At 68.2% G+C, this 16,207-nt stretch carries 16 protein-coding genes and 1 pseudogene; 12 read left to right on the top strand and 5 right to left on the bottom strand.

The genetic code is table 11. From position 1 onward, the window contains the following. Positions 1-187: 187 nt before the first annotated feature. The 6 genes and pseudogenes from OHB41_RS49565 to OHB41_RS49540 form a co-directional block, all read left to right on the top strand. A complete protein-coding gene (locus tag OHB41_RS49565; RefSeq protein WP_266708953.1) occupies positions 188-421 on the top strand; it encodes a hypothetical protein in 234 nt (77 codons plus the stop codon). Between the two features lie 135 nt (positions 422-556). Continuing rightward, positions 557-811, top strand: a complete 255-nt coding sequence (locus tag OHB41_RS49560; protein ID WP_266708951.1) for a hypothetical protein — start codon at positions 557-559, stop codon at positions 809-811. A 150-nt stretch (positions 812-961) separates the two neighbouring features. After that, the gene (locus OHB41_RS49555; protein WP_266708949.1) at positions 962-1,705 is read left to right on the top strand and encodes an SOS response-associated peptidase; all 744 of its coding nucleotides are present in this window, start codon (positions 962-964) and stop codon (positions 1,703-1,705) included. 466 nt (positions 1,706-2,171) lie between these two features. Beyond that, positions 2,172-2,678 (top strand): lamin tail domain-containing protein, encoded by a 507-nt coding sequence (locus OHB41_RS49550; RefSeq protein ID WP_266708947.1) that lies wholly within the window; start codon positions 2,172-2,174, stop codon positions 2,676-2,678. Between the two features lie 488 nt (positions 2,679-3,166). Next, complete coding sequence (locus OHB41_RS49545) at positions 3,167-3,526, top strand: hypothetical protein (RefSeq protein WP_266708945.1); 360 nt, start codon at positions 3,167-3,169, stop codon at positions 3,524-3,526. Between the two features lie 228 nt (positions 3,527-3,754). Next, positions 3,755-3,883 (top strand): annotated as a pseudogene (locus tag OHB41_RS49540) (IS5-like element IS4811 family transposase); the annotation flags it as partial. A 119-nt stretch (positions 3,884-4,002) separates the two neighbouring features. Here OHB41_RS49540 and OHB41_RS49535 read toward each other — a convergent pair. From OHB41_RS49535 to OHB41_RS49515, 5 genes are all read right to left on the bottom strand, one after another. Next, on the bottom strand, positions 4,003-4,311 hold the full coding sequence (locus OHB41_RS49535) for a hypothetical protein (RefSeq protein WP_266708943.1): 309 nt from the start codon (positions 4,309-4,311) through the stop codon (positions 4,003-4,005). A gap of 112 nt (positions 4,312-4,423) precedes the next feature. Continuing rightward, positions 4,424-5,830 carry an NAD(P)/FAD-dependent oxidoreductase gene (locus tag OHB41_RS49530; RefSeq protein ID WP_266708941.1) on the bottom strand — a complete coding sequence of 469 codons (1,407 nt, stop codon included), beginning with the start codon at positions 5,828-5,830 and terminating at the stop codon, positions 4,424-4,426. Further along, positions 5,823-7,022: an MAB_1171c family putative transporter gene (locus OHB41_RS49525; protein ID WP_266708940.1), complete on the bottom strand. Its 1,200-nt coding sequence runs from the start codon at positions 7,020-7,022 to the stop codon at positions 5,823-5,825. The genes OHB41_RS49530 and OHB41_RS49525 overlap by 8 nt, the downstream gene beginning before the upstream one ends. Before the next feature lie 51 nt (positions 7,023-7,073). Beyond that, positions 7,074-7,649, bottom strand: a complete 576-nt coding sequence (locus OHB41_RS49520) for a toxin-antitoxin system, toxin component (protein ID WP_266708938.1) — start codon at positions 7,647-7,649, stop codon at positions 7,074-7,076. A 17-nt stretch (positions 7,650-7,666) separates the two neighbouring features. After that, a complete protein-coding gene (locus tag OHB41_RS49515; protein ID WP_266708936.1) occupies positions 7,667-8,278 on the bottom strand; it encodes an XRE family transcriptional regulator in 612 nt (203 codons plus the stop codon). Positions 8,279-8,813: 535 nt separating this feature from the next. Between OHB41_RS49515 and OHB41_RS49510 the strand changes: the two genes are divergently transcribed. The 6 genes from OHB41_RS49510 (at position 8,814) to egtD (ending at position 16,196) form a co-directional block, all read left to right on the top strand. Then, positions 8,814-9,044 (top strand): SDR family oxidoreductase, encoded by a 231-nt coding sequence (locus OHB41_RS49510; protein WP_266708934.1) that lies wholly within the window; start codon positions 8,814-8,816, stop codon positions 9,042-9,044. An 82-nt stretch (positions 9,045-9,126) separates the two neighbouring features. Next, a complete protein-coding gene (locus OHB41_RS49505) occupies positions 9,127-11,037 on the top strand; it encodes a helix-turn-helix domain-containing protein (protein WP_266708932.1) in 1,911 nt (636 codons plus the stop codon). A gap of 1,042 nt (positions 11,038-12,079) precedes the next feature. Then, positions 12,080-12,385 (top strand): SH3 domain-containing protein, encoded by a 306-nt coding sequence (locus OHB41_RS49500; protein ID WP_266708930.1) that lies wholly within the window; start codon positions 12,080-12,082, stop codon positions 12,383-12,385. A gap of 294 nt (positions 12,386-12,679) precedes the next feature. After that, on the top strand, positions 12,680-13,927 hold the full coding sequence (locus OHB41_RS49495) for an MFS transporter (RefSeq protein ID WP_266708928.1): 1,248 nt from the start codon (positions 12,680-12,682) through the stop codon (positions 13,925-13,927). Continuing rightward, the gene (locus tag OHB41_RS49490) at positions 13,924-15,183 is read left to right on the top strand and encodes an MFS transporter (RefSeq protein WP_266708926.1); all 1,260 of its coding nucleotides are present in this window, start codon (positions 13,924-13,926) and stop codon (positions 15,181-15,183) included. The genes OHB41_RS49495 and OHB41_RS49490 overlap by 4 nt, the downstream gene beginning before the upstream one ends. Beyond that, complete coding sequence (gene egtD / locus OHB41_RS49485; protein ID WP_266708924.1) at positions 15,180-16,196, top strand: L-histidine N(alpha)-methyltransferase; 1,017 nt, start codon at positions 15,180-15,182, stop codon at positions 16,194-16,196. Before OHB41_RS49490 ends, egtD begins: the two co-directional genes overlap by 4 nt. Positions 16,197-16,207 lie beyond the last annotated feature (11 nt).

Below are 16,207 nucleotides of genomic sequence, written 5' to 3'. Positions count from 1 at the left end.
GCCGTATGCCGTGGGCGCCCGAGGGGCCGGGACGAGAGGCATTCCGGGCCTCCCTCGCGGACGAAGCCCGCAGAAACAACGCCTAATCGTTTCGGGTGGTGCCGCCGCCATCAGTGCCCGCGCAGGTTCCGGATCCTGTCGGCCCTACTCTCCCCAGCAGGCGGCAAATCCAGCTACCGTGAAGAACATGCCCAGGGAGCTCCGCATCAGCATTGACGACGAACAGTACGAGCAGCTCGCGCGCGAAGCCGGCGAGCTGCACGAGGACCCCACGGTGTACGCCGGACGCGTGCTGGCCCACCAGCTCGACAGGGCCCGCTTCCTTGAGGGTAGTGCCCAGTTCTTGAGCACTCCCGGGATGCGGGAGGAGTTCGCGGCCCGGTTCGGCCCCGAGCCCGGCCCCAGCGTGACCGCCGCGTAAGGCGGGAACGACTTCGTGTACCTCACGGTAGATCTTCCGTGGCTCTTGGAAGTTGCGCGCACGCAGCTCGGTGATCCAGATATTACGGACTGGGGGGCGCTGGAGGCGGCCCGGGCGCGGCACGCATTCCACGTTATGGACGAACCTGCATACCCGCAGCCCTGGGACCGGGCAGCCTCCCTCTTCCACTCCCTTGCCCGGATACCGGCACTCGAGCACAGCAACGAGCTCTTCGGCGCAGCGGTCGCGGTCGGCTACCTGCATGCCAGCGGCCTGCCCGCACGGATCCTCGCCAAGGAAGCCACCGACATTGCCGAACAGGTGTCATCCGGGCAGACGGACGTGCAGGCCCTGGCAGCCGTCCTCAGAGAATGGACCGAGCGCAGCTGACCCCTGAGGCCCTTGCGGCTCTGCGGTGTATCGATCAGGTGGCCCTGATCGGTGCGGAACTCCGCATGGCGCGTGATGACGACTCGCTCCGACACGTCCGCAGATGAAGGCATGACCGGCGTCCTGGGGCGACGGTGGCACAGTTGCTGCATGTGCGGCCGCTACGTCTCGACTCGCAGTCCCCAGGACCTGGTCCAGCTCTTCCACGTCGCCGCCTGGCGTCCCGAGGAAGCGCTGGCGCCGAACTGGAACGTCGCTCCGACGAACGAGGTGTGGGCGGTCCTCGAGCGCGCGCCGCGCGATCAGGGCCACGGCGCGCCGGTGGAACGTGAGTTGAGGCCGCTGCGCTGGGGTCTGGTCCCGTCGTGGGCGAAGGACGTGAAGATCGGCGCGCGGATGATCAATGCGCGGGTGGAGACCGTGCACGAGAAGCCTGCCTTCCGCCGCGCTTTCGTCAAGCGTCGCTGCCTGCTGCCCGCGGACGGCTTCTACGAATGGCAGCAGGCAACGGATGAGGTCACCGGCAAGGCCCGGAAGCAGCCGTACTTCATCTACCGCGAGGACGACCAGGTGATGGCGCTCGCCGGCCTGTACGAGTACTGGCGCAACCCGGAGATCCGGCCGGACGACGACCCGGGCGCCTGGCGGATCACCTGCACCATCCTCACTACCGAGGCCACCGACGCCGCCGGCCGGGTGCACCCTCGCATGCCGCTGGCCCTCACACCCGACCATTACGACGCCTGGCTCGACCCCCACCACCAGGACCCCGACGACCTTCGCGCCCTGCTCACCCAGCCCGGCGACGGCCACCTCGACACCCGCCCGGTCTCCACGGCCGTCAACAGCGTCCGCAACAACGGCCCCCAGTTGGTGGACGAACCTCCCGCGTAGCCGCGAGCCGAGGGACAGATCCACCGTGGCCACGAGCGTCAGGCCGCGCCCCGATGCGAGGCCGCCAACTCCCCACAGCGGTATGAGTCGCGCACACTTTCTCTTACTCACCAAGAGTGCGAATATCCGCAACTTTCGCCTGTTACCGACCAAATGGGGCCCGCGGGGGCGCAGAAGGGTGCCGTAGCGAGGGCGCACAGGGAGCTGGAAACCGCTTCCACTCCAGCGGGTGGCCGGTGGGTGCACCCTCCCGTGAACCGGCCCTTCCGCCTCCAAGCGCTGGTTGAGCAGTGCAGGCGACCGTCACGGAAATGTCCGCATACAGCAACATGAAACGACGCAACTCCCATCGAGTCTGGCGAGCGGCCAAGCTGTGGGTCCTCGGCACCAGCCGGGATCCGCACACCGCTCATCTACTGCCGGTCACCCCCGGCAGGTTGTGGGCTCGCACCTCAGGGGACTGCTCATGTCTTCTCGTTCGATCCGCCGTATCGCCGCCGCCACGCTCGCCGCCGGCGCCGCCCTCGGCGCAGCCGCCCTGCCAGCCTCCGCTCAGTCCAGCCCCCACCAGGCCGCCGCCTACCGCTCGAGTGTGGTCATCAGCGACGTGCAGGCCGACTCCCCGGGATTCGACGACCGCTCCAACCGCTCCCTGAACCGGGAGTGGATCGACGTCACCAACACCTCCCGCCGCAGCGTGAACCTCGACGACTGGACCCTCTCGGACGAGGACGGCCACACCTACACCTTCCACCACTACCGCCTCGACGGCCGCTCGACCGTCCGCGTCCACACCGGCATCGGCCGTGACACCTACCGCGACGTCTACCAGGACCGCCGCAACTACGTCTGGGACAACCGCTCCGACACCGCCACCCTCCGCAACGACCACGGCCGCTTCATCGACGACGCTTCTTGGGGCGGCCGCCACCACCGCGGCCACGACGGCAACCACCACGGCCGCCGCCTCTGAACCCCCACCCACCGGTGACCACACAGCCGGTCACCACACCGAGCAGGCGCTCCACACGATCCCGCCTCCGGTACTCCGGAGGCGGGATTTCGCATCGCGCCGTCGGCTGCCGACCCACCGATGCCCCACACCGCGCCTGGCCACAGGAGCTGCCTATCGCAGCCCCCTACCAGTCGGCAGAGCCGACTCCGCGGCGCCCATAGTGACGGCAGAGTGAGCACCGTGGGCCGGATACCGGGAGGAGATGCGACGATTCTCGTCTCAGAGTGCTTATGACGCCTCTACGATGAGTGAGCACGCACGCGGATACCCTGGGGGCCGCCATGGAGCCGAACAACGAGCCCGAGGCCATCAAGCCGCGCCCGGACTACCCTCCGAGGACCCCTCCGCCACCGAAGAAGCCTCCGTCTCCGCCCCCACCGCAGATCCGCCTGGGACCCTCTTCCCTGTCCCAGACCCAGCACTCGGGTCGCGGCGGGCGACCGGTCATGAGGAACCGCCAGGGCGCAGCCTGGTCGCTGGAAGCACAGCCATGGGCGCCAGGCAAGGCGTTCACGGCGGTCGCCGGTAGGCTCAGGAAGTGGGGACTGACGGCCCCGGATTCTCTGGAGGGCCTGGTCCGGCAGCTGGTAACCACGGTGGTGGCCGACGGCGGCCGCCACGTCAGCATCCATCTCGCTGAGCAGGACGGCCAGGTCCTCCTGCTCGCCTTCAGCCACCAGCCCCAACCTCCCGAGCTGGAAGACGGCATCCTGACTCGCCTGCGCGAGCTCGGCGCAGTGAGCTGCGGGATAGAGACTGCCGTTGAAGGCCGCCAGGTGTGGGCGCTCCTGGACCTTGCCGCGTAGAGCCACACTCGCCGGCACTTCGAGCCTGAAGCGATCGCACAGAACTCAGCCGCCTTCGGCTACCGCCGACGTCAGAAGCCACTCACGCGGCCCTCACCGAGAGCGGCCGGCAAGGCGGACTGTGACAGTGGAGTACGAACTGATCCTGTACCGCGGCTGGAGCAGAGGCACCGCTGTGTCACTGAAAACCTCTTCCGACAATGCGCGGAGACCTGAAGGCTGTGGCGCCGGACGTACGCGCGTCTCGTCCAGCACTCCGAGGCACTGATCACCTGGGCAGCCATCACCCTCATGACCAGGCGACTCGCCCGGAAAGGCGCCAGCCCCAGCTGGCCGAGGAAACCGGCGACTGTGGATGACTGACTGCCTTCTCAGTCGACAGGCACGTCCAGACCGAGGAAGACCGCATAGGCGGTGAGGCTGTCCTCAGGGCCATTCTGGAACCGCTTGACCACGCGCTGGACCGGCCAGATCACTCATCCGCTGGCGAGCCGGAGCCTGACGTCCAGCTCACCTGCTGGGTCCGCGTCGTCCGCCTCCCAGGCACCTCCGAGACTGAGCCGGATCGTTTCGCCGACATAGCAGCCCACGCCGAACAGGCGGGCCCCGAGACCAGCGGCCAAGAGGCCGCCCTCCACTGCCGCGCCCGAGTTGCTGTGCTCTGTCATGAATCGTTCGACATCACGCAGGCTGCCCGGTGAAAAATCCGCCTGGTATCCCGAAGAGTCGAGAGCGGAAGCGATCCAATCCGCACTCGCGCGCACGTCATCCAGCAGTGGAGTCACCAACAGATCATCCCTCCTGCCGCTGACAACACGCTCGATCGTCCACCCACACCAGACCGCCTTTCGGGCATCCACAGTCATGGGCACGGCAAGAGGACCGGAAACACGCACTTTAGGGGCGCTGAAAGCCTGCTTTCTGGAGAAGTTGCTGTTCCTCGGCCGTGAAGCCGGGACCGCTGTGTGGCGGCAGCAGAGGCCCGATAGCGGCGGCTAGGAGAATGTCGGGGCGGAGCAGCAGGGTTGGTGGTGCTTCTAGCGTCAGAACGTCGGTCAGGGCGGTGGCGACGCGGAAGTTTCCTGTTGCCGTGCGTGACAGTCTGCTGACGTAGCTATGCAGTAGCCGGTCGGCTGCGGTCGGTCGTTTCCCGGTAGTGGTGGGGTAGAGGACGTCTTGGCCGACCGACAGAGACCAGGCCACGTTGATCGGGCGCGAAACGGCACGCTGGGCTCGGCGGGCAAAGTCGGGGGAGAGGCCCGATGACAGCAATTCTCGGATGGCGAGAGCGCCTTGTGCTGCGACGGACATGCCATGTCCGTAGATGGGGTTGAACGCGGCCACGGCGTCTCCCAAGGCGATCAGCCCTTCCGGCCACACCTTGAGACGCTCGTAGTAGAAGCGGTGGTTTGCAGTGGAATGAGCGACGGTGATGTCAGTGAGTGGTTCGGCGTGGCTCAGCAGGTCGGCGATGACGGGGTGGCGCAGGCTGCGTACATAGTCCCCGAAGCTCCCGGGCTCTCTGCTGGGGCGTGATCCCGGAGGTCCGTAGGCGCTGACGTGCCAGCGGTTTCCTTCGATAGGCACGATGGCGCCTGCGGGTCCCGGATGCGCAGGATCGGGGAGGACGTTGATCAGCGGCCAGTTGGTGGTGGGGACGGGAGCACGGTAGATCCGGCTGGCGTAGGTCATTCCGGAGTCGATGTGGTCCTCGACCAGGCCTGTGATGCCGAACTCGGCCAGCCACCGCGGGGTGCGCGTGGACCGGCCGGAGGCGTCGATGACAAGGTCGCCGTGCACTTCGTGTTCGCTGCCATCCGTGGTCTGCAGCTTCACCCCGGTGACCCGGCGCGCGTCGCCGAGCAAGGCGAGCACGCGGGCATGGGAGCGGATGCTGATACGGGCGTCCCTGAGGACTTGCTGGCGCACGACGGAATCGGTCAGGTCGCGGCTGGCGGCGATCAGGTAGTGGGTGTCGCGTTGCCACCGCCGGTACCACCCCTCGGGGGAGAGGTAGACCATGTTCGTTGTCATGGGGACCTGGTTGGCACCGGCCTCGAGCAGGCGCTCGATTGTTCCCGGCAGCAGCGCGTCGATCGCCTTCGCTCCCCCCGACAGCAGCGGGTGGATGTGCGCGGCCTGCGGGACACCAGTGCGGGCCTGGGGGGTAAGCGGGAGGTCGTGGGCTTCGATGATCTCGACGGTGTCAACGCTGTTTTTGACCGCTGCCGCGGCGAGCATGCCGGCAAGACTGCCGCCGATGACGACGGCGTGGGTGCCTCTTCGCGGCAGGGCTTCAGTCATGTTGGCGGCTTTCTACGCGGGCACCGTAGTGCTGAGGGGAGACAGAGCGGCTGGATACGAAGGGTGAGGTGAGAGCCCGGGACAGCAGGACCAGGTCGCGGGGGCGCCATGGCTCGGTCTCCGGGGCCGCGCTGCTGCTGGATCCTGTCTGCTGCTTCACCCGTGCCGCGACGATCATTGTTGCGTCTGCTGTCGCTTCGGCGGTCGGAGTGTCGTCGCCGCGGTCCAGGGCGGCGCGGTAGGCCTTGTCCCGCACGGTCGAGTCGTAAGCCGGGGCCAGCGTGAGGAGCGCATCAAAGATGCTGGTCCTGCGGCGGGTCAGGCGGACCGAGGGGGAAGACCACAAGGGTAGCGAGGTCCGGATGGCGCCGGGAGTGGGCACTGTCTTCAGCTCCCGCCACAGGGGGCCAAGGTCTCGCAGCTGCCTCAGCGCCTGCAGCGTCTGAGCCATGCGCGGGCCGGCGAGCGGGAGCGTGAAACCTATGACCACCAGCGCGGCGGACGGTGCTGCGGTCTGGGGTGCCACCTGGTCGACGAGGAAGTCCCATTGGTGCCCGGTCCAACGGCCGTAGATCGCGACGAGTTTGATGACGTCGTAGCACACGTGGAGCAGGTATCCAGGTACCAGGATGCGCAGGCCCGCCCGCAGAAAACCGTCGACCTCCTTGGACCAACGCCAGCACAGAACGAATGTGGTCGTCGTGGCAACGCCCTGTGCCAGAAGGTAGGTCAGGATCATCTCCCGGATCCACGGGGTGTCGGCGTAGTACCAGTCGAAGAGAGTGACCTGCTCAACGGGTGCGTCGCCCAGCCAGAAGAAGACAATGATCAGTACAACGACCAGGCTGTAGGTGATGACGCAGATCCTCGACGCACGGCGCCTTTGCTCAGGCGGCGACGGACGCCAGTTCACAAGCAGAAGTAGGTTGGCGCCACCGAAGACCGCGAGTGCCGAGTACGCGACGGGTGCGGCGAAGTTGACTATCCCGGTGGCGCGGTTGATAGCAGAGATGGAGTCCGGAGCAGAAAGAAAGAACACGAAGCCGCCGTCCAGGAGGAGCAGGACGACAGAGCTCAACAGGGGGTCCCGGCGCCGCCGGAGGAGTGCGGGAACCTTGAAGAGGCAGATCAGCAGCAGCGAGATGCCACATATGTAGAAAGCTTCGTTGTTTGGTCCGTGTTGATGGCTCACGACGGCGTGGCTCTCCTCAGGCCTGAAGTGGGCAAGCAGCGTGCGGTTTGATCAAAAACGGCGCATGCCCATGGAGAGCTGGATCCGGCCGGCAAGGTGTGCGGGGTCGGCCAGCGACCGCGCCGCGGCCAACTCGTCTCGCACCCCCGTGGCGAACTTGTAACCGAAGAACTCCGCCTCTTCCTCCTGGTGGACCACGGAAGGATCGTCGGCCCGGAGGGCGATATGAAGTCCGGCATCCATCTGTTCCATGGGCGGCAGTTCTGTCGCGTCGGCATCAGAGATCGCAGCTACTACCGCCTGCAGGCCTGCTCTGTCCTGCTGAGAGCGCGTTGCGGCTCCGTGCTCGGCGAGGGAACCGCAGTGGCCCTCGAGCATGTGCCAGACCTCATGCCCGATGATCACCAACTGGTGGTCGAGGTCGGTCTGCTCCTCGTAGGCGATCACGTCGTGAGTCGTGCGGTCGATCCACAGACCACTGGCGACCTCGGGAGGGAAGGTGACAGCGCGCAGCCGGACGGGCCGGCCCCGTACGTGCTCGATGGCACGACCGACGGCGCGCAGTAAGTCCTTGTCGCTGTCGGGGGCTTCGAGGGCGGCAAGCAGTTGAGAGCTTCGCTTCCGCATTGCCCTGGCTCCCCCGCTCACCGGTCGTCCTCCAGTTCGTCCTGCTCAAGCAGTGCTTTCAGCGTGGCATTGAGGACCTTCCAGCTGTGTTCCGGCAGGCCCTGGGCTCGCCGGAGGGCGCCTCCGCGGACGTCATCGAACCCGAACAGCCCGTCCTGGCCGCTGTCGCCGGCGCGTTCGAGTTCCCGGAGCACCGGCTGCAGGGCAGCATCGAGCGCCGGTGCTGTCTCTGCTGAGAGGAAGCCGTTGGGTGTGCCGAAGAAGAAGCTCTCGATGCCGGCTTGGGTCGCAGCAAGGGGGCCGCTCCGACCTCCGCTGTTGACGATCGCGGAGATGGCGGCGCCGGACGAACCGAAGTGCTCGCCGATCTCATTGTACGAGTAGCGGTTTCCGTCGGGGCGGCGGCGAGTCTCACGCAGGTGGGTGATGCGGCTGCGGATCCGGGTGCCGAAGCCCTCCTCGGGCACGGACTCACCCCTGAGCAAAATGGTGACGACCTCGGGAGGGACCCCGCTCTCGTAGGAAAGCGCCTCGACGTCCACCACGTCGCTGCGGTCCTTGCCGGCCTTCTGGAGGAGAGCGTCGAGTCTGCGCAACGTCTCGGTGAGGGCGGCTTGGGAGTCACGCACCTTCAACTCTCCCTCGGGTCAGTGGGGTTGCAGTGTCCATTGGGACCATAGCGGCTCGGTCCCGAACCCAACAGCTCGGATCAAGAGGATTTGCGAAAGGCTTCAATCAGAATTGACATGAAGCGATCAGGGGTAGCAGGATCGTCACTCGACGTGAGAGGGACCCTTCCGCATGCATCGGCAGTCGCCCCTTCTGTCACACGACTGAACGGAGACCGCTCCCGAAGCGGGACGAGACCGCTCCTCGTCACCCTCCGCTGTTCCTCTGTTCGTTGCTGCCTACGTTCGGAGACCCCCCATGAACAGGCCGTACCGCATGGCTCAGATCAGCCCCCTTCGACCCGGGCCGGCTGAGCCGGCCGAATCCTCACCCCGGGCCGCAGATGTCGGACCCGACGGGAACGGCGTATCGCACGAGGCGCCCAGGTACCTGGACGGATCCGGCATGGCTTCGGTCCCTGATATCAGCTGGACCCGGAGCAACACCCTTGCTCCTCTTCCCGAGTCGGGAGAAGGCGCGCGGCGAACGTTTCCGATGGGTCACTGCAATCCCACCGGCAACGTCGTCGCCCCGGGTCTCACCGAGACCGACATGGTCCGTCAGCTGCCGGACGACAAGCGCGCGGTCATTGAGGAGATTCCCCTGGCGCGCATCGCGGCCCCGGACGAGACCGCCGCGGTCGTCGCCTTCCTCGTCTCTCCAGACGCGTCCTACATCACCGGGGCCGTCCTTCCCGTTGCCAGCGGCGCGGGCGTGGGGCACTGAACTCCAGCAGCCGAAGAACTGACCAGGTCCCACCCTTCCTGGGACCGGCCCGCCTCACAGGGCCCGCAAGGAGAGGGAGCACATGCCCACCCTTGGCTCGTTACCGGCGGCCAAGCCCGAACTCGAACTCACGTTTGCCTGGCCGCGGAATTCTGCCCCCCACCACGCCACGAGGATCACCGGACTGACCGTCCTTGCCTTGGCGGAGCTGCTGGAAGCCGGCAGTACACGCACGCTCCCCGCGGACTCCCTCGTGCTGGTCACCGGCGTGATGCCTTTCCGCGTCCGGGGCCGCATCGCGGCCGCCCTGGAAACGCTGCTGCAGCAGATGGCCCTCGACGAATGTGTCGGTCTGGTCGTCAGCACCGCACCCGGGCAGCCGGGCCAGCCCTTTCCGCAGTCCATACGGGATCTGTCCGACGACCTCAACATTCCCCTGCTGGTGACCACCGCGCAGGGTGACCTCTGGACAGACGTGCACGCCGGCATCCAGCACGACCGTCTCGTGCTGGCTGAACGCCGCGTCGAGCAAATGAACGCGCTCGTCCAGCAACTGCCCAGCCAGCTGACCGACCCGAAAGCCATGCAGCGCATCGCAGACTGGCTGGCCCGCGCCCTTAATGTCCAGGTCCTCGTCAGCGAGAAGGAACGTGTGCTGGCCGCCTCGCCGGCCACCGCTGTCGAACACCTGGCCCACGCCGTCATCCGGCAGTCCGTCGAGAGCAGCACTCCCGACATGGACGTCGGCCCCCATACCCAGCTCATCTCCCTCGCACCGGCCACCGGCGCCGAAGCCGTGCTCGCGGTCGCCCGAAGATCCCCCTTCGACGACAGCGAACTGCGCCTGCTCCAGCACGCTGCGAAGCTGCTCGGCCTCGTCGAGCAGGCGCGCCGCGAATACCGCGCGGTGGCCAACGCTTCACAGGCCACACGGCTCGCCGCGGTGGAACTCCTCCTGGACGGCGAGGTCGGCAGAGCCCGAAAGATCATGGAAGGTCTCGCGCCCGGGCTGCTCGACTCCGACATGGCCCGTGTCTTCGTCGTCGAGACCTCAGCCACCCGGCGCGACGCGACGCTCCGCCGCTGCGAAACGGTCACGGCCGGCCAAGCCCTGGTCGTCCCCGACCCACGCCGGCGCGACCGGGTCCTCGTCATCCACCCCGTCTGGCTAGGCGAGGCCGCCGACAGCGTCGTCGGTGAACTCACCCGACTCGTCTGCCAACTCAGGCCCGGCGCTTCACTCGGCGGCAGCGGAACCTACTCGCTCTCCTTGCTCCCCGACGCCCTCAAAGAAGCCACCATCGCTGCCCGATTCGCCCTCCACCAGCCGGACCCCGTAGCCCTGTCCGTACAGGAAACCGACCTGGTCACCCTGCTGCCGCCACGCGAGTCGCAGCTGTGGGCCAGCGAAGTCCTCAACCCATTGCTGCACTCGGACAGCTGGGATTTACTGCGAGACACCCTGCACTGTGCGCTGGCCTACCCCTACACCGTCGCTGCCCGCCGGCTCGACCTGCACCGCAACACGGTCACACGGCGGATGACGCGGGCCGCGGAGCTCCTGCGCAGGGACTTCGCGTCGCTCACCGACCGCATCGAAGTCGCCCTGGCGCTCGAACTCGTCACCCACCGAGTGCCGGAACCCGCCACCGAGCCACACGGCACCGAGACACCCACCCTGCCCGCCCTGCTCGACACACCCCAGATCCGCGCCTGGGCCGACTCACTGCTGAGCTCCGCCCGCACAGACCGCCGGGACCTGCTGGCCACAGCATCGGCCTGGCTCACCGCGAACACACACCTCGAACCCACCGCACGCGCCCTGGGCCTGTCGGAAGTCACCGTCCGATCCCACCTCCGAGCCCTGGAAAACCACCTGTCCCGGGACCTCTCGTCGCTCGACGGCATGCGCGACCTGCACGTCGCCCTGAGCCTCGCGACAGGCGAACCCACGGCCGCAGGTATCACCCAAGGCCTTTACGCGGTCGCCTGACCCGAGGCCCATTCGCCCGATCAACCAACCCAAGTTCGGACGAGTCAGACAAACGCAGGGGCCCTGGGGGAATTACGTGACGTTCCACAACCCCATCAATGTGCCGCAGAACTCCCGGGCCAGGTAGTCAGATTCATTAGTCGACATTCCCCAAGGTTCCGGCCACAGCACCTGCCGCGCAAATACAGATCCAGGTACCGCAGGCATCGCCCTCCGCCCTGGCCTACAGGGTGAGGAGAAGACTCCCGCCGCGCCCATCGCCACCGTGAACCTGCGTCTACCTGGGCATACGAGAGGTCGCGGCACGGCGGGTACCCGGCCGCGTGCACGGCGACTGCCCGTCGGCAGAACTCTACGTATCTGCATCGGGCCGAATTCAACGCGCCCACCGGTCAGGCGATTCGCTGTTCGCCTAGAAAACGCCAGCGACCGGATTCCCGCCCCGGGTCGCACCGTTGTGCACGTCCGAAAGGCCACCGCTACGGAAAGTGCACCGCGGCGCCGCGAACGGGCCGAGTGGTGCAGAACCCATAGCTCACGCCACTCAAATGGTGCACCCGCTCAATGGTGGTGCACCGCGCATATGCATAGCGTTGCCAGTGCAAGCCCAGCCGGACCCGGGCGCTCCGAGGTCGAGCACGGCACCTGCCGCGCACGACAAGGCACGCCCGGGTCGAGCCCCTCGTACAGGCCGCACGGCCGGGCAGCGAGCGCGGAAGGGACGGCACATCCCGTTCCGTCCTGTTCCGCCTCGCGGAACGCGAGTGGCCGCCCCTCTCGGCAGAGGGACGGCCACCCATAGCGCCCCACCAGAGCAAGGACCTAAACCAAACCGCCGGTGGAGCTCCGGCAGGCGTGTTGCGAGCACGCCGCCGCGGCCAGAATAGACCTGCCTGCCCAAGGGACAGTAAGTCCCCGTCGGCCAGCGTCTCCTGGCACTGAGCTCCCCGTACATCTCAGGGAGACCCCTGTGTTCAGAGCTCGATTTGCACCACGCCGCCTGGCGGCCGTGGCTGCCTCCGCCGCCGTGATTCTCGGCGTCGTGGCAGTGAGCCCGGCCTCGGCATACAGCGTGCACAACGTGCGCGACTACAACACAACGGTCTGGGGCGGCAACGGAGTTCGCTTCCGTACCGCCCCGGGTTACAGCACGACTGTCAGGGGCCTGGTGGCCTCCGGGGACAAGATCAAGGTGACCGCAACGAACCCTGGCGGGTTCGGCAACTGCGAGTGGTACAAGGTCACCCTGCGCTCCAAGTCGCGCAACGGCCTGCCCGCAGGCACCACGGGCTGGGTCAACTGGACCTTCGTGCGCACGCTGGTCGACAAGGGCACCCAGGGCTGCTGACCGCACACACCGTTACGTGAGGGCGGTGAGCGAAGCCACGCGGCCCATCTAGACAGACCGGCCGCAGGCCTTTCCTGCCCCTCTCGTCCCCCGGTCAGCAGTCCCCCTGCCTGACCGGGCAGGGACCGAGACCCGCTGTCCTGCCAGCGCGTGCCCGCATGTCTCCTCCACCTCTGCGGGCGCACTCGGTCTCCCAGGGGTGCCGTCGTCCCCCGGCGGCACCCCTTCCCCCACCCCCTTCCGCGCCCTCCGACGCCCAGGACTCATGACGCCGGAGACTGCCTGGAGCTGCCCATGTCCGCCCTCCCCATCGCTATCGCCGTCCCCACCCAGACCACCGCCACACCGACGTCGGCCCGCTGGCCCCCCGTCATCTGGGCCCTCCTTTTGACCACGTTCGCTGTGCGCGCCGGCGGCTTCGTCTACCCGTTCCTGTCCTACCGCCTGGACGGCCTGCACCTGACGTCTTCTGTGGCGAGCATCGTGCTGGCGGTGTTCGGTGCCGGCTGGCTGGTGGGGCAGGTGCTGTGCGGGTGGCTGGCCGACCGCATCGGCCGGCGCGCCACCCTCGCCGGCGCCATGCTCCTGGCCGCGACGACGTTCCCTGTGCTCGCCCAGGTGCACACAACCGTCGCGCTGATCGCGGCCGCGGCGGTGTCCGGCGCCGTCTACGACGCGCCGCGACCCGTCATCGCCGCGATGGTCGCGGACGTCATCCCTGACGAAGCGGGACGCGCGAAGGCCAACGGGTGGCGGCACTTCGCCACGAACGTCGGAGCCGCCACCACGGGAGCAGTAGGCGGCGCACTCGCCGGCCGTACCGGCATCCCCACGCTGTTCTGGGTCAACGGCGCCGTGTGCGCCGTGATCGCAGTCCTCGTCCTCTGGGTTCTTCCCCGCGCCACGCGCACGGCCGTCGTCGAGCACGGCGGCTACCGGGAGGCGATCACAGATCCGCGGCTGTGGGTGCTGTGGCTGGCCAGCCTTCTGACGCTGATTCCGGTCGGCGCCTTGTTCTCCGCGCTGCCGCTGATGATGGCGGCCGACGGACTCGATGCCGCCGCCTACGGGTGGACCCAGGTCACGAGTGCCGTCGCGGTCGTGGCGATCTCGCCGCTCCTCAACCCGCTGCTCGCGCGGCGCGCGGCCCGCCCCCACGCGATGGTCGGGCCGCTCGCACTGAGCGGACTTGTTCTCGGGGCCGGGATCGGCTCTGCGGGTCTGGCATCGACCACTCTCGGCTACAGCGCCGCCGCCTTCCTCGCTGTCCCGGGTGAGATCGTGGCGTTCGTCGCCGCCGGCGACATCGTCAACCGGATCGCGCCTCCTCATGCTCGCGCCACTTACGCGGGAATCTGGGGCACCACCCTCGCCGCCGCCATCATGTGCGCGCCCGCCCTCGCGGGCTGGTCCCTCACCCACGGCGGCAGCGAACTGGCCGCGCTCACAACGCTGACCTGCGGCCTCCTCGGCGCCGCGGTGTGCCTGCCGCTGCACGGACTGTTGCGCCGTCCTCATACACAGACGGTGGAGCTGCCGTGACCGCTTCGAAAGCGGGGACGCCGACCGCGAGCAGATCAGTACGGCTGCGGTACCGGGATGTCCTGCGCGAACCGGAAGCGAAGCAGCTGCTTGCCGGGACGCTCGTGGGCCGGCTTCCGAACGGGATGGCGCCGCTGGCCATCGTCCTCGCAGGTGCCCATACATTCGGTGCCGCAACTGGAGCGGCTCTGGCGGCGCTCTACCTGCTGGCCAGCGCCGCCGGCGGCCCGCTGATCGGTCGTCAGGCCGACCGGCACGGACAGACTGCGGTATTCGCGGTGAGCGGCATTGCGAGCTGTGCTGGTCTGCTCGCTGCCTCGACCGGCTCGAACCAGCTCTGGCAGATCACCGCCGCGGTGGCCGTCGCTGGCGGAACGAAGCCTCCGTTGGAAGCAGGTCTCCGGTCGCTGTGGGGGATGGGCCCCGGCTCCGTGATGCCGACCCGCGACCACCAGCGCACGGCCCTGGCCCTGGACGCCGCGAGCCAGGAACTGATCTACATCGCCGGACCCGTCATGGTCGCGGGCATCGCCCTGGCAGCCTCCCCGTCCGCGGCGCTCCTGGTGACAGCCGCCTTCGGGATCGCCGGCACCGCGCTGGTCATCACTACACCCCCTTCCCGTTCCTGGACTCCCGTCGACGATCGCCTAGGCGACTGGCTGGGACCCGTCAGGTCCCCGCAGCTGCGCACCCTGTACGTGACCATGGCCTGCATCGGCGTCCCGATCGGCGCCATCACACCCCTCGCGATCACCGCCGCCACCCGCTACCACGCCCCCTGGCTGGTCGGAGGCCTCCCCGCCGTGCTGTCGGCCGGCGCGGTCCTCGGCGGCCTCGCCTACGGCGCCCGGTCCTGGCCCGGCACCACACCCCAACAACTGATCGCACTCGCTGCCCTGTTCAGCGCGGGCTGGCTCGCCGTGATCGTCACAGGCGGGCCCGCCACGGTGTTCGCCGCGACGGCCAGCACCGGCAGTCTCATGGCGCCTCTCCTTGCCGTCGCATTCGTGACGACGGGGGCTCTCGCTCCGCGCGGCACTGTCACCGAGGCGCAGGCCCTGCTGGTGGCCGCCCTCGATGTCGGCTGCGCCCTGGGCACCGCGGCCGCCGGAGTCCTGCACCCCCTGTTCCTTCCCGCTGCCACGACAGCCGGCGCGCTGATTCTGCTCACCGCACGCCGTCCCCTCGCCCAGGCCGACGACCGCGCTCCGCACGTACCCGCACGCCCCGTACCTCCCCTGGAGGCGATCACGTGAGCCCTTTCCGGCTGACCCGCACCCTGCCCGAGGACGCCACCGCGGCCGCGCTGCGTGCCGACGTCCTGCACGGCCTGACCTGCTCACCCAAGACGCTGCCGCCCAAATGGTTCTACGACGCGCACGGCAGCGAGCTCTTCGACAAGATCACCGAACTGCCCGAGTACTACCCCACCCGGGCGGAGCGCGAGATCCTGGCCGCCCGGGCCACCGAGATCGCCGCGGCGAGCGGCGCGCGCACCCTCGTTGAACTCGGCTCGGGCTCATCCGAGAAGACCCGCCTGCTCCTCGACGCGCTGCCGGGCCTGCACACGTACGTGCCGGTCGACGTTAGCGAGAGCGCCCTGGCCCAGGCCGGGCACGCGCTGATCGCCGAGTGCCCGGGCCTGAACGTGCATGCTCTTGTCGCCGACTTCACCGCGCCGCTTCTCCTGCCCCGCACGCCGGGACCGCGGCTGGTGGCGTTCCTCGGCGGCACCATCGGCAATCTGCTGCCCGCCGAACGCGTCGCGTTCCTGGCCTCCCTTCGCGTCCTGATGGCACCAAACGACGTGCTGCTGCTCGGCATCGACCTGGTCAAGGACGAGTCGGTGCTCGTCGCCGCGTACGACGACGCGGCCGGAGTGACGGCCGAGTTCAACAAGAACGTGCTGACGGTCGTCAACCGTGAGCTCGGCGCCGACTTCGACCTTGCCGTCTTCGAGCACGTGGCGCTCTGGGACGCCGAGCACGAGTGGATCGAGATGCGGCTGCGCTCGCGGACCGAGCAGACCGTGAAGATCCCCGCCCTCGACCTCGCCGTCGACTTCACCGCCGGCGAAGACCTGCGCACCGAGATCTCCGCCAAGTTCCGTCAAGCGGGCGTCCGCGCCGAACTCGAAGCCGCCGGATTCGACCTGACGCAGTGGTTCACCTCGCCGGGCCAGCTCTACGGACTCGCCCTCGCTACCCCCGTCCGGCCGCCGACAGCTCGTTTCCCGGCGGAAGACCGCATCACAACCTGCGTGCGCTGACACAGCCCGGC

It is taken from the genome of Streptomyces sp. NBC_01571, from assembly GCF_026339875.1.
GTDB lineage: Bacteria > Actinomycetota > Actinomycetes > Streptomycetales > Streptomycetaceae > Streptomyces.
The sequence above is the reverse complement of the archived record's forward strand: the minus strand, read 5'-3'. Positions and strand labels throughout refer to the sequence as shown.

Bases quoted from the DNA above. Each gene is read 5' to 3' on its own strand.
- OHB41_RS49550 (WP_266708947.1), top strand. From the start codon at position 2,172: ATGTCTTCTCGTTCGATCCGCCGTATCGCCGCCGCCACGCTCGCCGCC.
- OHB41_RS49530 (WP_266708941.1), bottom strand. From the start codon at position 5,830: ATGACTGAAGCCCTGCCGCGAAGAGGCACCCACGCCGTCGTCATCGGC.
- OHB41_RS49555 (WP_266708949.1), top strand. From the start codon at position 962: ATGTGCGGCCGCTACGTCTCGACTCGCAGTCCCCAGGACCTGGTCCAG.
- OHB41_RS49495 (WP_266708928.1), top strand. From the start codon at position 12,680: ATGTCCGCCCTCCCCATCGCTATCGCCGTCCCCACCCAGACCACCGCC.
- OHB41_RS49565 (WP_266708953.1), top strand. From the start codon at position 188: ATGCCCAGGGAGCTCCGCATCAGCATTGACGACGAACAGTACGAGCAG.
- OHB41_RS49520 (WP_266708938.1), bottom strand. From the start codon at position 7,649: ATGCGGAAGCGAAGCTCTCAACTGCTTGCCGCCCTCGAAGCCCCCGAC.
- OHB41_RS49545 (WP_266708945.1), top strand. From the start codon at position 3,167: ATGAGGAACCGCCAGGGCGCAGCCTGGTCGCTGGAAGCACAGCCATGG.
- OHB41_RS49505 (WP_266708932.1), top strand. From the start codon at position 9,127: ATGCCCACCCTTGGCTCGTTACCGGCGGCCAAGCCCGAACTCGAACTC.
- OHB41_RS49510 (WP_266708934.1), top strand. From the start codon at position 8,814: ATGGGTCACTGCAATCCCACCGGCAACGTCGTCGCCCCGGGTCTCACC.
- OHB41_RS49560 (WP_266708951.1), top strand. From the start codon at position 557: ATGGACGAACCTGCATACCCGCAGCCCTGGGACCGGGCAGCCTCCCTC.